Here is a 19,308-nt window from a genome sequence, read left to right on the forward strand (position 1 = left end):
CTTTCGGATGTTCTGGCATGGAGAAACGCCACCTGCGGATTGCATAGCCCCTGCTTCGCCAAGGGGCGGTCCTGCCGCCCCCGCACCAAGGCCACACCGCAGGTAATGACCGCTGGTTCCGCGCTCTCAGCCTCGCAGCATCGCCAGCAAGCGGGTATCGGCATAGCCGTCAGGCGTCACACCGCGCGAGCGTTGGAAGGCCTTGATGGCCTCGGTCGACTGGCTCCCCAGTTTGCCGTCCACCCCGCCGGTGTCAAAGCCCTTGGCCATCAGCAGGCGCTGGATCTCGGCCTTTTCGGTGTTTGACAGGGTGCGGTCTCCGCGCGGCCAGTTGCCCTGAATGCCGGGACGGCCGGCGATGGCCTCACCCAGATAGGCAACGGCCAGCGCATAGCTGTCCGAGGCATTGTATTTCAGGATGGCGCGGAAATTCCCGGTGATCAGGAAGGCCGGACCGCGCGCACCCGCCGGGGCCAGGATCGAACCCGAAGGCACCGGCGCGCCGCTGACCGTGCGCACACCCATAGACGCCCATTGGCTGCCGGAATGCTGCACCGATTTACCGGTCTGGTTGAAGTCAAAGCCCGGAGGCAGGATCACCTCAGCGCCCCAGCTTTGACCCGAACGCCAGCCGTTCTGGCGCAGATAGCTTGCGGTCGAGGCCAGCGCGTCGGTCGGATCGTTCGACCAGATGTCGCGGCGGCCGTCCCCGTTAAAGTCTACCGCATGGGCAAGGAAGGATGACGGCATGAACTGCGTATGGCCCATGGCCCCCGCCCAGCTGCCGACCATATGGGCGCTGTCGACATCGCCGGACTGGATGATGCGCAGCGCGGCGACCAGCTCACCCGCAAAGAACTCACCCCGGCGGCCGTCATAGGCCAGCGTTGCCAGTGCCGGCACGATGCGGGTATTGCCACGATTGACGCCAAAGTTCGATTCCATCCCCCAGACCGCCAGCACGATTTCACGTGGGACGCCATAGCGGGATTCAATTGCCGACAGTGTGCTTGCATATTGCGCGGCCTTGCTGCGACCGGTCGCGCCGCGCGTCCCGATGGCACCGTCGAGATATTCCCAGATCGGCTTGGTAAATTCGCTCTGCTTGCGATCAAGAGCGACAAGGCTGGGCTGATAATGGGCATCCGCCATGGCGCCGTCAAAGACCGTGGGCGAGATCCCGGCAGCCAGCGCGCGCGGGCGGAAGCTTTGCACCCAGTTCCGGAAACCTGCCTCAGAACCCTGCCCTCCCGCAGTGGGCAACCCGCTGAAATTGCCGCCAACCGCGCCGGGGGTCCTGTTCAGCGAAACGCCACAACCGGCCAGCGTGCCGATCAGCAGGGCGGCGGTCGCAATGCGCATGATGCGTCTGGTCATTCTGCCTGTCCGTTCCGTGCTTTTGTTCTGGTTTCGGTCAGTCTAACCCAGCATGGGCCGGCTGGATAGGGGCGGATCAGTCCTCGTGGTCATAGAGCGTCTCCATCTGCGCGACGATGACGGCATTCTCTTGGCGGGCACGCTCCATCAGGGCGCGTTCTTCGTCGGAGATCTCATGCCCCTCGGCCAGACGCTCTTCGATCGTGCCGTGGCCGGTGACCTCCAGCGGTGCAAGGCCGGCCTGTTTCAGGATGGCGACGGTCTCGCGCACCGCCTCATCTTCGTCCTTGCCCGATGCGTAGCAGACCAGCGCCGCGCCGGTCGCACCTTCGGGCAGCCCGTCCTCTGCAGCGCGCCCGACCTCGACCAGAAGCGTATAAACCTGTTGCATGGCTTTTCCTTTGCGCCAACTTGCGGTCATATCGCCCGAAACAGATGGAGGAGGCAATGAGCAAGAGCTTGCGGCGGGTGCGCACCGCACTGCAAGAGGCGGGCCTGACCGCCGAGATCCGCGAGACCGACGACAGCGCCCGCACCGCCGAAGGCGCGGCTGCAGCAATCGGCTGCGAGGTCGATCAGATTGCCAAATCCATCATTTTCCGGGGCGAGGACAGCGGCCATGTCGTGCTGTTCCTGACTGCAGGCGGCAACCGGGTCGATCCGGCCAAGGCAACTGCGGTCGCGGGACAAAAGCTGGGCAAGGCCGATGCCGAACTGATCCGCGCCGAGACCGGCTTTGCCATCGGCGGTGTGGCGCCGGTCGGGCATCTGCGCCCGCTTGAGGCATGGATAGACCCGCGCCTGCTGGAGTTTTCGACCGTATGGGCGGCGGCTGGCACACCACGCCATGTGTTCTCCATTACGCCACAGGACCTGACCCGCGTGACCGGCGCACAGACGGCGGATTTCACCGCCTGACCCCAAAGAAAAGGGGGCGGAAAATCCACCCCCCTTTCCTGTTTTCGTGCGGGCGCCCTAACCCGCGACCGCGCGATAAAGCCAGATCAGCAGCACCGCGCCGACCAGTCCCGCCACGCCCTGGGCAAGCCAGCTGCCCGCCTGCGCATTCAGCCCGACAAGGCCCAGAAGCGCATTGCCGACCACCGCGCCGACGATGCCAAGGATGACGTTGAGGATGATCCCCGTATCGGCCTTCATGATGCTGCTGGCGATCCAGCCCGCCAGACCACCGACGATGATCGCCGCCAGCCAACCCAAACCCTGCATGTGATACCTCCGCTTTCAAGATGTCATGCGGACAGAACGCACAAACCCGGCTTCGGTTCACGGCCGCCTCGCAACTTGGTGTATGCGACGCGGCCGGATTGGCGGATCAATCGCGCAAAAGCTCGTTGATCGAGGTTTTTGAACGGGTCTGCGCATCGACGCGCTTGACGATCACCGCGCAATACAGGTTCACGCCATTCCTGGACGGCAGCGAACCCGAGACGACGACTGAACCCGCCGGAACCTCGCCATAGGTGACCTCGCCGGTTTCGCGGTCCACGATCTTGGTCGATTTGCCGATAAACACGCCCATCCCGAGGACAGAACCTTCGCGCACGATCACGCCTTCGACCACCTCGGAGCGGGCGCCGATAAAGCAGTTGTCCTCGATGATGGTCGGACCGGCCTGCATGGGCTCCAGCACGCCGCCAATGCCGACGCCGCCCGACAGGTGCACGTTCTTGCCGATCTGCGCGCAAGAGCCGACGGTGACCCAGGTATCAACCATGGTACCTTCATCGACATAGGCGCCCAGGTTCACAAAGCTGGGCATCAGCACCGCGCCCCTGGCAATATAGGCCGAGCGGCGGACGACACAGTTCGGCACGGCGCGAAAGCCCGCCTCTTTCCACTGGGCTTCGCCCCAGCTGGCGAATTTGCTGTCTACCTTGTCCCACCAGGTACCGCCCTGCGGGCCGCCGCTGTGGATCTCCATATCCTTCAGGCGAAAGCCCAGCAGCACCGCCTTTTTCGCCCATTGATTGACATGCCAGTCGTTATTTTCACGTTTTTCGGCGACGCGCAGCACGCCCTTGTCCAGTGCCTCCAGCGTCGCCTCGATGGCGTCGCGGACCTCGCCCCTGGTGGCCGGGGTGATCTGGTCACGGTTCTCCCAGGCGGCTTCGATGGCGGCTTCAAGGGCGTCATTCGACATGGTCTGGCCTCTCAACGGTGGAAACTCCTGACCAAGGGCTATAAGCCGAGGGCTGCGGCCGCGCAATGTGCGGCAGTCCGTGCCAGAGGTTTGGATGACAGAGTTTGAAGAGCGCAGCAATCCGTTCCGTGACAGCCATCAGGATGTCCAGGTAACCAGGACCACCCCCGATACGCCGCAGACGCGCGCACCGGCTTATCGGCTGGCCTTTACTGATACCGAGTTCCTGCTGCGCGAAGAGCTGCGTCCGGTCCGGCTGCAGCTTGAGCTGCTGAAACCGCAGATGATCATGGATGCGCGCGGCATCCGCTCGACCGTGGTGATGTTCGGCGGTGCCCGGATCCCGGCACCCGATCAGCGCGAGACGGCCCGCACGCCGACGCTGGCCGCCCTGTCGCATTACTATGACGAGGCGCGGCGCTTTGCCCGGCTGATGACCGAGCGCAGCCTGAAAAGCTATGGCGCCGAGAATGTGATCTGCACCGGTGGCGGTCCTGGGGTGATGGAGGCCGGCAACCTTGGCGCACATGAGGCCGGTGGCACCTCGATCGGCCTGTCAATCGTGCTGCCGCATGAGCAGGCTCCGAACGCTTATGTGACGCCGGATCTGTGCTTCAACTTCCATTATTTCGCGATCCGCAAGATGCACTTTCTGATGCGGGCCAAGGCGGTGACGATCTTCCCCGGCGGCTTTGGCACCATGGACGAGATGTTCGAGGCGCTGACCCTGATCCAGACCGGGCGCATGAAACGCGTGCCCTTCATCCTGTTCGGGTCCGAGTTCTGGAACGAGGTCATCAACTGGGAGGCGCTGGCCAAGGCGGGTACCATCAGCCCCGAGGATCTGGAGTTGATCAGCTTTGTCGAAAGCGCCGACGAGGCGGTCGAGATCATCGACAACTGGGTCGAGCCCTGCTCCTGACGGGGCGGGCGGTTGTCCCCATCAGGTGGGGGGGACAGATCATTCCCGGTGATAGGGACTGCCTGCAAGGATGGTGGTGGCGCGATAGATCTGTTCGGTCAGCATCACCCGGACCAGCATATGCGGCCAGACCATCCGGCCAAAGCTGATCGCCAGATCAGCACGGTCGCGCAACATGGGGTCGATGCCATCTGCCCCGCCGATCACAAAGGCCACATCCCGCGCCTGATCGCGCCAGCCGGCGATTCGGCTGGCTAACTCAGGAGAGCTGAGCATCTGCCCGCGCTCATCCAGCACCACCAGCGCGGCACCTTCGGGGATGACTTTGGAAAGCAGCGCCGCCTCGGCGGCCATGCCGCCGCCGCGCTTGTCCTCGACCTCGGCCAGGGTGACGGGCGGCAAACCCAAGGCGCGGCCCGCCTTGGCGTGACGTTCAAGATAATCGGCGACAAGCTTCGCCTCGGGGCCCTGCCGCAGCCGCCCGACCGCGGCAATGACCATGCGCATATGTCAGTTCTCGGGCTTGCCTGCCTGTCCGGCGGCGTGTTCGGCACGCATCCGGTCCAGCGTGGCCGAACGCAGCGCATCAGCCGGCATCCACATCTTTTCCAGCTGATAGAATTCCCGGACCTCGGGGCGGAATACGTGCACGATCACGTCATCGGTGTCGATCAGCACCCAATCGCCGGTCTCTTTCCCCTCGATTCGGGCAGAGCGGCCGGATTGCTGCTTTAGCCGATCGACCAGCTTTTCAGCGATCGAGGCTACCTGGCGCGCGTTCCGGCCCGAAGCGATCACCATGTGATCAGCCATGGCCGAGCGACCGCGCAGGTCGATGGTCACGACATCCTCGGCCTTGTCGTCGTCAAGCGAAGCAAGAATGCGGCTTAGTAGCTGATCGCTCGTCAGCTGGGAATCCGCGGTGGTCGCAGCCGGCGTGGTAGCCGGCGAGACGGTATTGGACAGGGGTTCATCCTCCGGTCATCACGCCGATCTCCCCCGGCGCCGGGGTCTTATTAATTTAGCACGGAATTCCGTCCGCTCAATGAGGGGACGTCGGTTTTCTGGGCCTCAATACCGCCGGGACAGGCAGAAACTGGCAGATTGCCCCAGGGATCGGCGCAGCGCACCTGCCCCGCCGCCCAGGTCAGCGGCCTGTTTGCCAGATGTGCCATTTCCCGCGCACGTTCCGCCGGTGTGTGGGTGACATGCACCGCCAGCGCGAAAATCGCCACGCAGATCAGCGGGATCGCCCGCAGGACAAAGCGAATCAGCATGACCGGTCCCTTCCCGACTCATTTGCCGTGGAAGATAGGGCCAAACTGCTGAGATGGAATTAACAGCCCCGTGTAGAGCGGTTGAACATGATTGAACACACGGGCAAATGAACCTATTACTGGGCGCATGCGAGGATTCGTCTATTTCGACATCCATGACCGTGCCCGCCTGCCGGGTCGGTTCTACGGGGAAACCCTGTCCGTCACCGCCCGACTTTGACGGGCGCGGGCGCCTGCGCGCGTCCTGCCGCCTGCTGCGGCCCGAATTTCGCCTTTTCCCAGCTAGTCTTCCAGAAAAGAGACAGCCATGACCGGCAACACCAACGCGGGCGCGCCCCGCACCCTGTACGACAAAATCTTTGACGCCCATGTGGTCGAGCGTTCTGATGACGGGACCTGCATCCTCTATATCGACCGCCACCTCGTGCATGAGGTGACCTCGCCCCAGGCATTCGAGGGCCTGCGCATGGCCGGGCGCAAGGTGCGCCGCCCCGACCAGACCATCGCCGTGCCGGACCACAACGTCCCGACCACCGCCGACCGCGTGAACGGCATCGAAAACCCCGAGGGCCGTATCCAGGTCGCTGAACTGGACAAGAACGCCCGCGAATTCGGGCTGAACTACTACCCGATGAACGACATCCGTCAGGGCATCGTTCACATCGTCGGCCCCGAACAGGGCTGGACCCTGCCCGGCATGACCGTGGTTTGCGGCGACAGCCATACCGCGACCCATGGCGCTTTTGGTGCGCTTGCCCACGGCATCGGGACCTCTGAGGTCGAGCATGTTCTGGCCACCCAGACGCTGATCCAGAAAAAGTCCAGGAACATGAAGGTCGAGATCACCGGCAAGCTGCGCCCCGGTGTGACCGCCAAGGACATTACGCTGTCGATCATCGGCCACACCGGCACGGCTGGTGGCACCGGCTATGTCATCGAATATTGCGGCGAAGCGATCCGCGACCTGTCGATGGAAGGCCGGATGACCGTCTGCAACATGGCGATCGAAGGTGGCGCCCGCGCCGGCCTGATCGCCCCTGACGAAAAGACCTTTGAATACGTCAAGGGCCGCCCGCACGCGCCGAAAGGCGCCGCGTGGGAGGCCGCGCTAGCCTGGTGGAAAACCCTGTATTCCGACGAAGGCGCGCATTGGGACAAAGTCATCACCATCCGCGCCGAGGACATCGCCCCGGTCGTGACCTGGGGCACCTCGCCCGAGGACGTTCTGCCGATCTCCGCCAACGTCCCCGCGCCCGAGGATTTCGAAGGCGGCAAGGTCGAGGCCGTGCGCCGCAGCCTTGACTACATGGGTCTGAAACCGGGCACCCCGCTGAACGAAATCAAGATCGACGCGGTCTTTATCGGGTCCTGCACCAATGGCCGGATCGAGGATCTGCGCGCCGCGGCCTCGATCCTCAGGGGACAGAAACTGGCGCCGGGTGTGCGCGGCATGGTCGTGCCCGGCTCGGGTCTGGTGCGGATGCAGGCTGAGGAAGAGGGGCTGGACAAGATTTTTATCGACGCCGGCTTTGAATGGCGTCTGGCCGGCTGTTCGATGTGTCTGGGCATGAACCCCGACCAGCTTGCCCCCGGCGAACGCTGCGCCGCGACCTCGAACCGCAACTTTGAGGGCCGCATGGGCCGTGGTGGCCGCACCCACCTGATGTCGCCGGTCATGGCGGCAGCGGCGGGCATTCGCGGTCATCTGACCGATGTGCGCGAGTTTCTGACCGAGACGGTCTGATCGCTTGGGCGGGGTCCTTAGCGGCCCCGCCGCAACAGCATCAGCGCGTTAAGGGCAATCAGCACAAGCCCCGCGTTTTCGAGCCAGAAATTGAACTTGATGTCCGCAAAATCGGCACTGATCAGCCTGTCCACATGATGAAAGCCAGCCGCGCGCACCAGCACAAAGCAGCACAGCACCGCCAGACCCAGCAGGGCCAGGCGGTTGTGGCTCATGTGTCCGCGCAAGGCTTTCGTCGCCCAGATCAGCGCCAGAACGGCCCCCAGAACCAGCCCGGCGATAAAGGCCAGCTGCACGATATAGCGGCTGTCATACCAGCCCTGCGCCCGCGCCACGCACCGCCCCGCAGCGGTCAGCGCAGTTTGCAGATCCAGCTGTTTGTTCAGGGCCAGAAAGGCCATCAACCCGGCAATGACCAGCCACAATTTGCGTGCGGCACCCGCCGGACGACGGCGCAGTACCAGCACCGCCAGCCACAGGCAGACAAGATAGGACAGAACCGTCAGCCAACCGGCGAACCCGGGGTCCCCGATCTTTGGGGTCCAGTCGCGGGCGATGCAGGCACGCAGGTCGTGAAAGCTCGAAAATCCAAAAAACATCTGAAGGACCCGTTTCGTCGTGGTGCTATGCGCCCAGCCGGCTTGGGTTAACGGGGACGCACTCCCCCAGTCAATTCGCGAGGATCAACACATGGACAAGTTCACCACCCTGACCGGCATCGCGGCCCCCATGCCGCTGGTCAATATCGACACCGACATGATCATCCCCAAACAGTTCCTCAAGACGATCCATCGTTCGGGTCTGGGCAAGAACCTGTTTGACGAGATGCGCTACAATCCCGACGGCACCGAGATCGCCGATTTCGTGCTGAACCAGCCCGCCTATCGCAGCGCGGAAATCATCGTCGCCGGGGATAACTTTGGCTGCGGCTCGTCGCGCGAGCATGCGCCCTGGGCACTGCTGGACTTTGGCATCCGCGCGGTCATCTCGACCAGCTTTGCCGACATCTTTTACAATAACTGCTTCAAGAACGGCATCCTGCCCATCGTCATGCCGCAAGAGGCGGTGGACGTGCTGATGGAGGACGCCCGCAAAGGCGCCAACGCCCGCATGACCATCGACCTTGAAAACCAGACCGTCACCACTTCGGACGGGCAAAGCTTTGGCTTCGACATCGACCCCTTCCGCAAACATTGCCTGCTGAACGGGCTGGACGATATCGGCCTGACCATGGAAAAGTCCGCGTCGATCGACACGTTCGAGGCGCAGATGCAACAGAGCCGGCCTTGGGTCTGAATGCTTTCGCCGGGCTGGCGCTGATCCTCGCGCTGGCCCAGGGCACTCTGGCAGAGCCTTTGCGGATCGCCACCTATAGCCCCGGCCTGTCACGCGACGGGCCGGGGTTATTGCTGCGCGATCTGACCCGCAAGGACAGCCAGATTGACGCCGTAATCCGCGTCATCGCCGGGACACGGCCCGATATCCTTTTGCTGACCGATTTCGACTGGGACTACGACAGCAAGGCGTTGGATGCATTTGCCGCAAGGCTGGCCAAGGCGGGGCTGGATTATCCCCACCGTTTTGCAGCACGCCCAAATTCCGGCATGGCGACCGGGCTGGATCTGAACGCCGACGGACGGCTTGGCACAGCAGATGATGCGCAGGGGTTTGGCAATTTCACCGGTCAGGGCGGTATGGCGATCCTGTCACGCCACCCGATAGGCTCAGTCCGGGATTACAGTGGTTTCCTGTGGCGCGATCTGCCCGGCAACCTGATGCCGCCCCTGCCGCCCGAGGTCGAGGCGGCGCGGCGCCTGTCCTCGACCGCGCATTGGGATGCTGAAATCACCATTGCGGGTCAGCCGCTGCACCTGCTGGCTATGTCAGCAACCCCTCCGGTCTTTGACGGCCCCGAAGATTTGAACGGGCGGCGCAATCACGACGAACTGGCCTTCTGGCTGCACCATCTGCCCAAAGGTCCCTTCGTGCTTGCCGGAAATCTGAACCTTGATCCGATGGACGGCGACGGCCGACCCGAGGCTTTGGCCCGGATCATGGCCCATGTCACCGACCCCCTGCCCCGCAGCACCGGAGGGACGGCGGCCAGGGGGGGCGTGAACGACAACCATAAGGGCGACCCCGCGCTGGATACCGGCGACTGGCGCGACGACCGTCCGCCGGGCAACCTGCGCGTCGATTACGTCCTGCCCGCCAAGGGGTTAGAGGTGCTGGGCTCTGGCGTCTTCTGGCCTGCCGAGGGGCCACTGGCCGAGGCCGCGCTGAAAGCCTCGGCGCATCGGCTGGTCTGGGTCGATGTGGATTGGCCACCCGCGCCCTGACCGGCCTGCGACGAGACGGCACCCGATTCCGCTTGCCGCCGGCGCGATCTCGCAGCTAACATGCCCACGTATCGGTGCCCCTTGATCGGGGCCCAAAAGGGAATGCGGTGCGGCCCGGAACATCCGGTGCCAAATCCGCAGCCGCCCCCGCGACTGTGAGCGGAGAGCGGACGCCCATCACGCCACTGGCCCGTCATGGCCGGGAAGGCGGGCGTCAGCTGTGACCCGCAAGCCAGGAGACCTGCCGGTGCATGAAACCGTAACGTCGTCGGGTTGGACGACTACAGGAAAGGGTCAAGAATGACCGCAAAGACCATGACGACCAGCAGCGCCGCAGGCGCGCGCTCGGTCCTGCTTCCCGCCATTGCAGCGTTTGCCATCGGCTTTGGGCTGATCTTTGTGTCGGGGCTGGTGCAGGCCGAAACCCTGCATGATGCCGCGCATGACACGCGTCACGCAGTCGGCTTCCCCTGCCACTGAGATGTTTTCGCGCATAGTGACCAGCGGATTGATCGCTGGCGCTGCAGCAGGGCTGATTGCCGCCCTGTTGCAGCTTTGGTTCGTGCAGCCGGTTCTGCTGCATGCCGAACTGTATGAATCGGGCCAACTGACCCATTTCGGGGCCGAGACCGTCAGCGCCCATCAGGACCTCGGTCCGTTTGAATGGAGCCGCAACATGCTGTCGGTTCTATTCACCATGATGGTCTATGCAGGCTACGGGCTGATGCTGGTGGCACTGATGGCGGTGACCGAGGTGCAGGGAAATACGGTATCAGCCCGGCAGGGGCTGCTGTGGGGGCTTGCAGGTTTTGTCACCATGCAGCTTGCCCCGGCCTTTGGCCTTGCACCCGAGGTGCCGGGCGTTGCCGCCGCTGATGTGCAGCTTCGCGCAATCTGGTGGCTTGGCACGGCGGTTGCGACCGGGCTTGCCCTGTGGCTGATCGTCTTTGGCAAAGGCTGGGCGGCATGGGGCGCGGCAATCATCCTGATCATCGCGCCGCATCTGATCGGAGCACCGCAGCCCGACAGTTACGCCGGCCCCGTCCCGCCCGAACTGGCAGCCGAATTCGCCGGCCGCTCGCTAGGCGTAGGCGCCATGGCATGGACCCTGCTTGGGCTGCTTTCGGGCTGGCTCTGGCAGCGCGAGGCGCAGGGCGCCCCAGTGCCACAGGCGGCCTGATCGGGAATGAAGCATTCGCAGCCGGGCGGCCATCGTCCGGCTGTTCCTATGAACAAGGATAGTGACATGGATCGCTCGATCCCGATGCTGCTGATCGGTCTGATCTTCGGCGGCGGCATGGGCTTTGTCATCGCCGCCGCGAATGGCGTCACGCTGGACGGCCACGACCACGGTGCCAATGGCCATGGCGCACAGACCGGGACGCATCACCACGGCACGGCCATCGACCTGCCCGCTGGCAGCGCAACTGCCTCGGCACGGCTTGAACCCGACAGCGTCAACGGCTGGAACCTGTTCGTGCAGGCGCAGGGCTTTTGCTTTGCACCCGAACATGCAGGTCTGGCCCACCGCGCGGGTGAAGGTCACGCCCATCTTTACCTGAACGGCACCAAGATCGCCCGTCTTTATGGCCCCGCCCATCACCTTGGGTCGCTGGCGCCCGGCGATCAGCTGCGGGTCGAACTGAATGCCAACGATCACAGCCCCCTGACCGTCGGCGGCCAGCCGCTTGCTATCGAACTGACAGTCCCCGAACGCCCGGTCGCCATCCGCGCCGGGGCCGAGGGCCTGCCCGACAACGCAATCTGCGCTACACCGTGATGGAGTTCGGCCCCGAAGATCGCGCCACGCTGGACCGCATCCTGCGCTGGCGCCGCGATATACGCCATTTCCGCCCCGATCCTGTGCCCGAACCCCTGCTGGATGAGCTGCGTGCCGCGATGGAGCTTGCGCCATCCGTCGGCAACTCTCGTCCCTGGCGGGTGGTTCGCGTCGAAACCCCGGCTCTGCGCGACCGGATCCGGGCCGAGTTCCAACGCTGCAATACCGAGGCCGCCAGCCACTATAGGGGCCAGCAGCGACAGGAATATGATGCATTGAAACTGGCAGGTCTTGATCGCGCACCGGTGTGGCTGGCCGTCTTCACCCGTCTCGACCCCTCTGAGGGGCACGGCCTTGGCCGGGAAACCATGCCGCAAACGCTGCAACAATCGACCGCAATGGCAATCATGGCGCTATGGCTGGCGGCACGGGCGCGCAATCTGGGGATGGGGATGGTCTCGATCATCGACCCCCGGCGGATCACCGCGCTTTTGCAGGTGTCGCCTGAATGGGAGTTCTCGGCCCTTCTCTGCCTCGGCTGGCCTGAGTTTGAGGATGACACGCCATTGCTGCATCGCAGGGGCTGGCAGGAAAATACCGCCCCCGAATGGCAGCGGCGCTAGGGCCTTACATCTTCAGCCCCGGCAGACGGCTGGCCTGCAGCACCCAATCGGCGAATTGCTTTTCGTCGAACGGGCCTTCGGGAATATGGACATAGCGCACGTCGGGCTGTTTCGAGGCGACAGGCGGCAGCGGATCCAGCTCTGCGCCGCGAAAAAAGCCGACTTTGATATATTTAGTCATGCAGTGAAAGCTGAGGAACCAGACCCCTTCCTCGACCCCGTAAAAAGGCGAATTCCACTTTACCGCCTTTTTCACACCCGGCACGGTGCGGGTGACGATCTGATCCAGCTTTTCGCCAACCTGATGCTTCCATCCCGGCAGCGCGTCGATATAGGCGCGAACGGGGGCTTCGCCATATCCCTTTGGGATCTGCGGATTGCCGCCTGAAAGCAGTTTTGGCTTGTCCTGCGGTTCGGTCATCGTCCTAGAACTCTACCCCCGGCTGGGCCTTGATACCGTCGCGGAACGGATGCTTGACCTGTTCCATCTCTGTTACAAGATCGGCAAGCTCGATCAGTTCCGGCCTGGCGTTGCGCCCGGTCAGCACGACATGGGTCATCGGCTGGTTTTTGCTGCGCAGAAAGACCAGCACCTCGTCCAGATCCAGATAATCATAGCGCAGGGCGATGTTGATCTCATCAAGCAGTACCATACGGATACGGGGATCGCGGATCAGCTCTTTGGCCTTTTCCCAGCCGGCGCGGGCGGCGGCGATGTCACGCTCACGGTCCTGCGTTTCCCAGGTAAACCCCTCGCCCATGGCATAAAACTGGCACAGATCGCCGAAATGTCCGGTCAAAACCCGACGCTCGCCCGTGTCCCATGAGCCCTTGATGAACTGCACCACGGCGCAGGGCATCTCATGGGCGATGCAGCGCAGGATCATGCCAAACCCGGACGAGGACTTGCCCTTGCCCTTGCCGGTATGGACGATGATCAGTCCCTTTTCGCCCTGCTTTCCAGCCATCATCCGGTCACGCGCAGCTTTGATCCTGGCCATCTTCTCGGCATGGCGAAGGTTGTCTTCGGTCGGCATCGGGCACTCCTTTGCTTGACAAGTCGGGACCGGGCGCGCACAGACAAGGGGCGCTGGTTCCTGTCCTACGACAGGCTAAGAGGGAATGCGACAGGCAACCGCCTGGAAGCAGCCGCCCCCGCGACCGTGACCGGAAAGGTCGCCCATAAGCCACTGGCCAAAAGCCGGGAAGGCGGGACGACCGTGGGCCCCACAGGCCCGAATCCGCAAGCCGGGAGACCTGCCCGCGCAAAGGATTGACCGGCGGACGGGGTGTTCCTGCTGGGGCTTGGGGCATATGTCGCGCCCCCGCGCCCTGCCGCCATAACGGATGAAGGGCGCATGACAGTCACCTTGCATGTCTGCATCACATGCCGCGCCGGCCTGCCCGTCCCCGACGGCGAGCCCGTGCCCGGCCTGCGTCTGCTGCAGGCGCTGACCGCCGAGACCCTGCCCCAAGGCGTGCGTATCGTTCCCGTCGAATGCCTGTCGGCCTGCGCCAATGGCGCGGCGATCGCGCTGTCGGGCCCGGGCCGGTGGACCTATGTCTATGGCAGCATGTCGGCTGATGACGCCCCCGAGATCATGCAGGGCGCCGCCGCCTATGCCGACGCATCTGACGGCATCGTCCCCTGGCGCGAACGCGTCACGATTTTCCGCAAGCGCAGCCTCGCGCGCATTCCTCCGATTGGGTAGCACATGACCGACCTGACCAAGACCCCAGTGACTGTCATCACCGGCTTTCTGGGCGCCGGCAAGACCACGCTGATCCGCCACCTGATGCAGAACCCGCAGGGCAAGCGGCTGGCAGTTCTGGTCAACGAATTCGGCACAATGGGCGTGGACGGAGAGATCCTGAAATCCTGCGCAGACGAAAACTGCCCGGCCGAAAACATCATGGAGCTGTCGAACGGCTGCATCTGTTGCACCGTCGCCGATGACTTCATCCCGACGCTTGAACGGCTGATGGCAATGCCGGTCAGGCCCGACCACATCCTGATCGAGACCTCGGGCCTTGCCCTGCCGAAACCGCTGCTTAAGGCGTTCGACTGGCCGGCGATCCGTTCGCGCATCACCGTGGACGGGGTGATTGCACTGGCCGATGCCGAGGCGGTTGCGGCAGGCCGTTTTGCCCCCGACGTGGCGGCAGTCGAGGCCCAGCGCGCCGCTGATGACAGCCTTGACCACGAAACGCCGCTTTCCGAGGTGTTCGAGGACCAGATCGCCTGTGCCGATATCGTCCTGCTCTCCAAGGCTGATCTGGCGGGCGAACAGGGGCTGGCCGCCGCCCGCGCGGTCATCGAGGCCGAGGCCCCGCGCAAGCTGCCGATCCTGCCGCTGGTTGACGGGGTGATCGACCCGCGCGTCATCCTGGGCCTCAATGCCGCGGCCGAGGATGACCTTGCCGCCCGCCCCAGCCATCATGACGGGGCCGAGGATCATGAGCATGACGATTTCGACTCGGTGGTGATCGAACTGGCCGAGATCGCGGACCCCGCTGATCTGGCCACCCGCATCGAACGGCTGGCGCGGGAACAGAACATCCTGCGGGTCAAAGGCCATGTCGCCGTCCTGGGCAAGCCCATGCGGTTGCTGGTGCAGGCGGTGGGTGAAAGGGTGCGCCACCAATACGACCGGCCCTGGGGCGATGCCCCCCGCAACTCGCGCCTCGTCGTCATTGCCGAGCATGACGATATCGACGAGGCCGCGATCAGGGCGGTTCTGGCCGCATAAGCGCCGAATAAGCCATGCATGTCGTCTTTCGCGAAAGCCGTGGGCTGGAAGAAACCGAGGTTCCGACCGACCCCGGCCAAAGCCCCGCCGAGCTGATCGCACTGTCCTATTCGGACAGCGATCTCGGCGCTTTCGCTGCAGGCTGGCACCGTGCGTCAGGGGGGCTGCCCTCGCTGCGGCTGTGCAATCTATCGGCGCTGCGGCACCCGGTTTCGGTCGATCAGTACTGCGAGACGACGCTTGCCGGGGCGCGGGCGATTCTGGTGCGGCTGATCGGGGGTGAACCCTATTGGTCCTATGGAGTCGCCAGCCTTCAGGATCTGGCGCGCAGACGGGGTATCGCGCTGGCCTTTCTGCCCGCCGACGGGCGGCCTGACCCGACGCTTGACCGTTATTCGACGCTGCCGTTGCCGGTGCTGCGCCGGCTGACCACGCTATGCGATCAGGGCGGCGCGGTCGCCGCGCAGATGGCCTTGGCAGAGCTGGCGCATGCTGCGGGCCTGCACACCGCGCCGGTTCAGGGCGAGGCTGCGATCCCCGAGTTCGGATTTTACGACCCCGATCACGGCGTTATTCAGCGGCCAAAGCCCGGGCTGCTCGTCAGCTTTTACCGCAGCTATCTGACCTCTGCCGATCTGGCGCCAGTCGATGCGATGATCCGCGCCCTGCGCGCCGCGGGACTGGACGCAACCGGAGTATTCGCGCCCTCGCTCAAGGCACCGGGCTTTGCAGAATGGCTGGCGCCACATCTGCCGGGGGTTGCGGCGGTGGTAAACCTGACCGCCTTTTCTGCCCGTGACGATGCTGGCGCGACGCCCTTTGACGGGGCCGACGGCCCGGTCTTTCAGGTGGCGCTTTCCACTGCCCCGCGCGAGCTATGGGCCGCAGAAGAACGCGGCCTTTCCGCCGCAGATCTGGCGATGCACGTGGTCCTGCCCGAGGTTGATGGCCGCATTTTTCTGGGCGCGATCAGCTTCAAACAGGCGCAAGAGCGCGACCCGGATCTGCAATTTTCTCGCATGATCCACGTCCCGGATGATCAGCGCATCAATGCGGCGGCGGCACGGGTGCGGGCTTGGCTGAACCTGCCCGCAAAACGCCGCGCAGTGGTGCTGTCGACCTATCCCGGCAAGATCTATCAGCTGGCCCATGCGGTTGGGCTTGACGCCCTTGCATCAGCCGGGGCGATGCTTGGCATTCCACATGACGATCTGGGCCGCAGGCTTAAGGCCGGCCGTCTGCACTGGCCGCAGGCGGATTACCTTGCCACGCTGGCCCGCCTGCCGGCGCGTCTGCGTGACGACCTTGCCGCCGCATGGGGCGCGCCTCCCGCTGATGGCTTTCACTTTGCCGCCCTGCGCCATGGCGCCGACCTGATCGCGCTGCAACCCGAACGCGGAGAGGTCGCGACAAGGGCCGAGGATTATCACGACCTGACCCGCACCCCATGCCACGAATATGTTGCCTTTTACCTGTGGCTCAGGACACAGGCGGACGCGCTGATCCACATGGGCGCACATGGCACGCTTGAGTGGCTGCCGGGCAAATCGGTGGCACTGTCAGATGAATGCTGGCCCGAGGCACTGCTTGGCGATCTGCCCGTCGTCTATCCCTTCATCGCCAACGATCCGGGCGAGGCGGCGCAGGCGAAACGGCGGCTTTCAGCCGTAACGCTGGGCCATCTGCCGCCGCCCCTTGTCGATGCCGCCCTGCCGGAGCGCCTGACGCATCTTGAGCGGCTGCTTGACGAATATTCCACCGCCGACGGGCTGGACCCACGCCGCCGCGACCGGCTGATCCTTGCCATCCGAGACGAGGCACGTGCCGCCGGGGTCGAGGCGGATCTGGGCCTGCCCCCCGACGCCGCCCCGGCCGAGGCGATCCCGCTGATCGACCGTTTCCTTTGCGATCTCAAGGACAGCCGCTTTGGCGACGGGCTGCATGTCTATGGCTCTGGCGCCTGTGGCAAGGCCGAGCGTGAGGGGCTGGCCCGCGCCCTTTCGGGGCAAAGGGTCGCGTCCGGCCCCTCGGGCTCTCCGGCGCGCGGGCGGCAGGATGTGCTGCCGACGGGGCGCAATCTTTTTACCGTCGATCCCCGCGCCGTGCCTTCGCGCAATGCCTATGCACAGGGGGTAAGGCTGGCCGAAGAGCTGCTGCGCCGCCATCTTCAGGATCATGGCGACTGGCCGCGTGGGCTGGTCGTGGACCTGTGGGGCAGCGCAACCATGCGCACGGCAGGCGAGGAATTTGCCATGGCGCTGCATCTGGCCGGGCTGCGCCCGCGCTGGGACGCCGCCTCGGGCCGGGTATCGGGGGTCGATATCCTTACGCTGGCCGAACTGGGCCGGCCGCGAATTGACGTGACGCTGCGGGTCTCGGGGTTGTTTAGGGACGTTTTCCCCGGTCTGGCGCAATTGTTCGAGACCGGGGCCGCGGCGCTGGCGACTCGTGGCGAAAGCCCGGATGACAACCCCTATCGTCACCGCATCCCGCGCGTCTTTGGCCCCAAGCCCGGGCTTTACGGCCTCGGCCTCGCCGATCTTGCCGAAACGTTCAGCGATGAGGCGCGGCACGCGGCGGGCGAGGCATGGCTTGCCGCGTCCTCTCATGCCATCGGGGCGGATGGGCGCATCAGCCATCAGCCACAGGCGATCCGTGAGCGGCTTTCGGGGGCTGACGCCTTTGTCCATGCGCAGGACCTGCCGGAATCCGATCTGCTGCTGGCCAGCGATTACGCCGCACATGAGGCGGGCTTTGCCGCCGCCATGGCGCGGATCGGGGCTGCGCATCCGGCGCTTTACCACCTTGACGCCACGCGCCCGGACCAGCCGCGCGCCCGCACCCTGACCGAGGAAATCGCCCGCGTCACCCGTGCCCGCGCTGCCAATCCCGCCTGGGCGGACGGCATGATGCGGCACGGCTTTCGCGGCGCGGCCGAGATTGCGGCAACGCTGGATCACATGGCCGCCTTTGCCAATCTGGCCGGCGTGGTGCCGGGCCATCTGTTCGACCTTTATCACGAGGCGACGCTGGGTCGACCCGAGGTGGTGGATTTCATGCAGCGCGAAAACCCCGCCGCTCTGGCCGCAATGCGGGCGCTGTTTGCACGGCTGATCGCCTCGGGCCTGTGGGTCACGCGGCGCAACTCTGTCCTTGCCGGGGTGGCACCATGAGCGGTTTTGAGATCAAGGGCTGGTGTCCCGGCGCGCTGCGCCCGATGGAATCGGGCGACGGGCTGGTGCTGCGTATCCGGGCGCGAAATGGACGGCTGACACCCGACGAGGCGCGGCTGATCGCCGGTCTTTCTTCGCGCCACGGCAACAGGCTGATCGACCTGACCAGTCGCGCAAACCTGCAATTGCGCGGGCTGACCCCCTTGGGCCATGCGGCGACCATCGCGGCGCTTCAGCCTTTCGGCCTGACCGACCGCGATGCCGGGACCGAGGCGCGGCGCAATGTCATCCTGTCGCCATTTGCCCCGGTCGGCGGACCGGCGTGGCAGGTGGCCGAGGCGATCGCCCGCGCAATGACAGCACCGGATGCGCCAAAAGTTCCCGCCAAGTTCGGATTTGCAGTCGATGCGGGAACTGCGGTGCTGACCGATGTGCCCGCGGATATCCGGTTGCGCCCACATGGCACGGGCTGGTTGATCCTGCCTGATGGCGCGGATTGGGCACTTGAGGCCGCAAACCCCGCCGAGGCTGCCCGCCGCGCCGTCGCACTGGCACATTGGTTCGTGCAGACGGGCGGCGTGACCGAGGGTCGTGGGCGGATGCGCGACCATCTGCGCCGGGGGGCGCCAAAACCCGGGGGATCGGTCGCAGGGACCACCCGCCCCGGCGCCTCTGCCACGCCAGGTCCCGGACCGGCAACGAATGGCTGGATCGTCGGCTTTGCCTTTGGTCAGATCACGCCCGACCAGCTTGAGGCAGCAGCAGCTTTGGGTCCGCTGCGCCTGACACCGTGGCGCGCCTTGCTGATCGAGGGTGCTACCTTGCCCCGCATCCCCGGTGCGATCCTTGATCCGTGCGACCCGCTTACGCGCGTCCATGCCTGCACGGGCGCGCCCGGCTGCCCGCAGGCGCAGGCCGATGTACGGACGCTGGCGCGGCATCTTGCGTCTCGCCTCGCGCCGGATCAGACGCTGCATGTCACCGGCTGCGCCAAGGCATGCGCCCATCAGGGACCGGCCTCGGCGACGCTGATTGCGACCGGGCGCGACCGCTTTGACCTGATCCGGGATGGCAGCGCGCGCGATCCTGTCACGCGGGCGGGGCTGGCCGTGCATGACCTGCCTGCCGCACTTGCCAAAGCGTGTCCCCGATGAAATCGCCT

23 protein-coding genes and 2 riboswitches are annotated in these 19,308 nt (G+C 64.9%); of the genes, 13 read left to right on the forward strand and 10 right to left on the reverse strand.

The annotated features are described in order from the left end of the window. Window positions 1-126: 126 nt before the first annotated feature. Both PARACOCCUSGL_RS0104130 and PARACOCCUSGL_RS0104135 read right to left on the reverse strand, forming a co-directional pair. Window positions 127-1,377: a lytic murein transglycosylase gene (locus tag PARACOCCUSGL_RS0104130; protein ID WP_010393358.1), complete on the reverse strand. Its 1,251-nt coding sequence runs from the start codon at window positions 1,375-1,377 to the stop codon at window positions 127-129. A gap of 76 nt (window positions 1,378-1,453) precedes the next feature. Continuing rightward, entirely contained in the window at window positions 1,454-1,768 is a 315-nt protein-coding gene (locus PARACOCCUSGL_RS0104135) for a hypothetical protein (RefSeq protein WP_010393367.1), read from the reverse strand. 56 nt (window positions 1,769-1,824) lie between these two features. On the opposite strand from PARACOCCUSGL_RS0104135, the gene PARACOCCUSGL_RS0104140 reads away from it, so the two are divergent. Then, window positions 1,825-2,295, forward strand: coding sequence for a YbaK/EbsC family protein (locus PARACOCCUSGL_RS0104140; RefSeq protein ID WP_010393374.1), 471 nt, complete (start codon window positions 1,825-1,827; stop codon window positions 2,293-2,295). Window positions 2,296-2,352: 57 nt separating this feature from the next. Here PARACOCCUSGL_RS0104140 and PARACOCCUSGL_RS0104145 read toward each other — a convergent pair whose 3' ends face one another. Both PARACOCCUSGL_RS0104145 and dapD read right to left on the reverse strand, forming a co-directional pair. After that, the gene (locus PARACOCCUSGL_RS0104145; protein ID WP_010393376.1) at window positions 2,353-2,604 is read right to left on the reverse strand and encodes a GlsB/YeaQ/YmgE family stress response membrane protein; all 252 of its coding nucleotides are present in this window, start codon (window positions 2,602-2,604) and stop codon (window positions 2,353-2,355) included. 106 nt (window positions 2,605-2,710) lie between these two features. Further along, window positions 2,711-3,538 (reverse strand): 2,3,4,5-tetrahydropyridine-2,6-dicarboxylate N-succinyltransferase, encoded by an 828-nt coding sequence (dapD, locus tag PARACOCCUSGL_RS0104150; protein ID WP_010393379.1) that lies wholly within the window; start codon window positions 3,536-3,538, stop codon window positions 2,711-2,713. Window positions 3,539-3,632: 94 nt separating this feature from the next. On the opposite strand from dapD, the gene PARACOCCUSGL_RS0104155 reads away from it, so the two are divergent. Beyond that, window positions 3,633-4,460 (forward strand): LOG family protein, encoded by an 828-nt coding sequence (locus PARACOCCUSGL_RS0104155; protein ID WP_010393382.1) that lies wholly within the window; start codon window positions 3,633-3,635, stop codon window positions 4,458-4,460. Window positions 4,461-4,499: 39 nt separating this feature from the next. On the opposite strand, the gene rlmH is transcribed toward PARACOCCUSGL_RS0104155, so the two are convergent. Genes rlmH through PARACOCCUSGL_RS0104170 form a run of 3 tightly spaced genes read right to left on the reverse strand, consistent with a single transcriptional unit; the run spans window position 4,500 to window position 5,737 of the window. Next, window positions 4,500-4,967 (reverse strand): 23S rRNA (pseudouridine(1915)-N(3))-methyltransferase RlmH, encoded by a 468-nt coding sequence (gene rlmH, locus PARACOCCUSGL_RS0104160; RefSeq protein ID WP_010393384.1) that lies wholly within the window; start codon window positions 4,965-4,967, stop codon window positions 4,500-4,502. A 3-nt stretch (window positions 4,968-4,970) separates the two neighbouring features. Further along, window positions 4,971-5,426 (reverse strand): ribosome silencing factor, encoded by a 456-nt coding sequence (gene rsfS / locus PARACOCCUSGL_RS20250; protein WP_083825813.1) that lies wholly within the window; start codon window positions 5,424-5,426, stop codon window positions 4,971-4,973. Between the two features lie 50 nt (window positions 5,427-5,476). Further along, a complete protein-coding gene (locus PARACOCCUSGL_RS0104170; RefSeq protein ID WP_010393386.1) occupies window positions 5,477-5,737 on the reverse strand; it encodes a hypothetical protein in 261 nt (86 codons plus the stop codon). Window positions 5,738-6,044: 307 nt separating this feature from the next. On the opposite strand from PARACOCCUSGL_RS0104170, the gene leuC reads away from it, so the two are divergent. After that, entirely contained in the window at window positions 6,045-7,481 is a 1,437-nt protein-coding gene (leuC, locus tag PARACOCCUSGL_RS0104175; protein ID WP_010393387.1) for a 3-isopropylmalate dehydratase large subunit, read from the forward strand. A 17-nt stretch (window positions 7,482-7,498) separates the two neighbouring features. Here the strand turns inward: leuC and PARACOCCUSGL_RS0104180 are convergent, their stop codons facing one another. Then, window positions 7,499-8,080, reverse strand: coding sequence for a hypothetical protein (locus tag PARACOCCUSGL_RS0104180; RefSeq protein WP_010393388.1), 582 nt, complete (start codon window positions 8,078-8,080; stop codon window positions 7,499-7,501). Between the two features lie 91 nt (window positions 8,081-8,171). Between PARACOCCUSGL_RS0104180 and leuD the strand changes: the two genes are divergently transcribed. The 6 genes from leuD (at window position 8,172) to bluB (ending at window position 12,223) form a co-directional block, all read left to right on the forward strand. After that, the gene (gene leuD / locus PARACOCCUSGL_RS0104185) at window positions 8,172-8,777 is read left to right on the forward strand and encodes a 3-isopropylmalate dehydratase small subunit (RefSeq protein WP_010393389.1); all 606 of its coding nucleotides are present in this window, start codon (window positions 8,172-8,174) and stop codon (window positions 8,775-8,777) included. Continuing rightward, window positions 8,768-9,820 carry an endonuclease/exonuclease/phosphatase family protein gene (locus tag PARACOCCUSGL_RS0104190; protein WP_010393395.1) on the forward strand — a complete coding sequence of 351 codons (1,053 nt, stop codon included), beginning with the start codon at window positions 8,768-8,770 and terminating at the stop codon, window positions 9,818-9,820. The genes leuD and PARACOCCUSGL_RS0104190 overlap by 10 nt, the downstream gene beginning before the upstream one ends. Before the next feature lie 55 nt (window positions 9,821-9,875). Further along, window positions 9,876-10,084: riboswitch (cobalamin riboswitch) on the forward strand. A 36-nt stretch (window positions 10,085-10,120) separates the two neighbouring features. After that, complete coding sequence (locus tag PARACOCCUSGL_RS0104195; RefSeq protein ID WP_010393405.1) at window positions 10,121-10,300, forward strand: CbtB domain-containing protein; 180 nt, start codon at window positions 10,121-10,123, stop codon at window positions 10,298-10,300. 1 nt (window position 10,301) lies between these two features. Then, window positions 10,302-11,000, forward strand: coding sequence for a CbtA family protein (locus PARACOCCUSGL_RS0104200; protein ID WP_010393407.1), 699 nt, complete (start codon window positions 10,302-10,304; stop codon window positions 10,998-11,000). Window positions 11,001-11,066: 66 nt separating this feature from the next. Beyond that, complete coding sequence (locus PARACOCCUSGL_RS0104205; RefSeq protein ID WP_010393410.1) at window positions 11,067-11,600, forward strand: hypothetical protein; 534 nt, start codon at window positions 11,067-11,069, stop codon at window positions 11,598-11,600. Continuing rightward, window positions 11,600-12,223, forward strand: a complete 624-nt coding sequence (gene bluB, locus PARACOCCUSGL_RS0104210) for a 5,6-dimethylbenzimidazole synthase (RefSeq protein WP_010393411.1) — start codon at window positions 11,600-11,602, stop codon at window positions 12,221-12,223. The genes PARACOCCUSGL_RS0104205 and bluB overlap by 1 nt, the downstream gene beginning before the upstream one ends. Before the next feature lie 4 nt (window positions 12,224-12,227). On the opposite strand, the gene PARACOCCUSGL_RS0104215 is transcribed toward bluB, so the two are convergent. Together PARACOCCUSGL_RS0104215 and cobO are read right to left on the reverse strand one after the other, a co-directional pair. After that, window positions 12,228-12,644 (reverse strand): DUF1801 domain-containing protein, encoded by a 417-nt coding sequence (locus PARACOCCUSGL_RS0104215; RefSeq protein ID WP_010393412.1) that lies wholly within the window; start codon window positions 12,642-12,644, stop codon window positions 12,228-12,230. 4 nt (window positions 12,645-12,648) lie between these two features. Next, on the reverse strand, window positions 12,649-13,260 hold the full coding sequence (gene cobO, locus PARACOCCUSGL_RS0104220) for a cob(I)yrinic acid a,c-diamide adenosyltransferase (protein WP_010393413.1): 612 nt from the start codon (window positions 13,258-13,260) through the stop codon (window positions 12,649-12,651). Between the two features lie 37 nt (window positions 13,261-13,297). Then, window positions 13,298-13,503, forward strand: a riboswitch (cobalamin riboswitch). A gap of 78 nt (window positions 13,504-13,581) precedes the next feature. Here cobO and PARACOCCUSGL_RS0104225 point away from each other — a divergent pair. From PARACOCCUSGL_RS0104225 to cobG, 4 genes are read left to right on the forward strand one after another with little or no spacing between them, the layout of a single operon-like run. Then, the gene (locus tag PARACOCCUSGL_RS0104225) at window positions 13,582-13,935 is read left to right on the forward strand and encodes a DUF1636 domain-containing protein (RefSeq protein ID WP_029371486.1); all 354 of its coding nucleotides are present in this window, start codon (window positions 13,582-13,584) and stop codon (window positions 13,933-13,935) included. Window positions 13,936-13,938: 3 nt separating this feature from the next. Further along, window positions 13,939-14,973: a cobalamin biosynthesis protein CobW gene (cobW, locus tag PARACOCCUSGL_RS0104230; RefSeq protein WP_010393415.1), complete on the forward strand. Its 1,035-nt coding sequence runs from the start codon at window positions 13,939-13,941 to the stop codon at window positions 14,971-14,973. 14 nt (window positions 14,974-14,987) lie between these two features. After that, window positions 14,988-18,146, forward strand: coding sequence for a cobaltochelatase subunit CobN (gene cobN / locus PARACOCCUSGL_RS0104235; RefSeq protein WP_010393426.1), 3,159 nt, complete (start codon window positions 14,988-14,990; stop codon window positions 18,144-18,146). Continuing rightward, on the forward strand, window positions 18,143-19,300 hold the full coding sequence (cobG, locus tag PARACOCCUSGL_RS20255) for a precorrin-3B synthase (protein WP_010393427.1): 1,158 nt from the start codon (window positions 18,143-18,145) through the stop codon (window positions 19,298-19,300). Before cobN ends, cobG begins: the two co-directional genes overlap by 4 nt. The last annotated feature ends 8 nt before the right edge of the window (window positions 19,301-19,308 follow it).

Source organism: Paracoccus sp. TRP, from assembly GCF_000185925.1.
Lineage (GTDB): Bacteria > Pseudomonadota > Alphaproteobacteria > Rhodobacterales > Rhodobacteraceae > Paracoccus > Paracoccus kondratievae.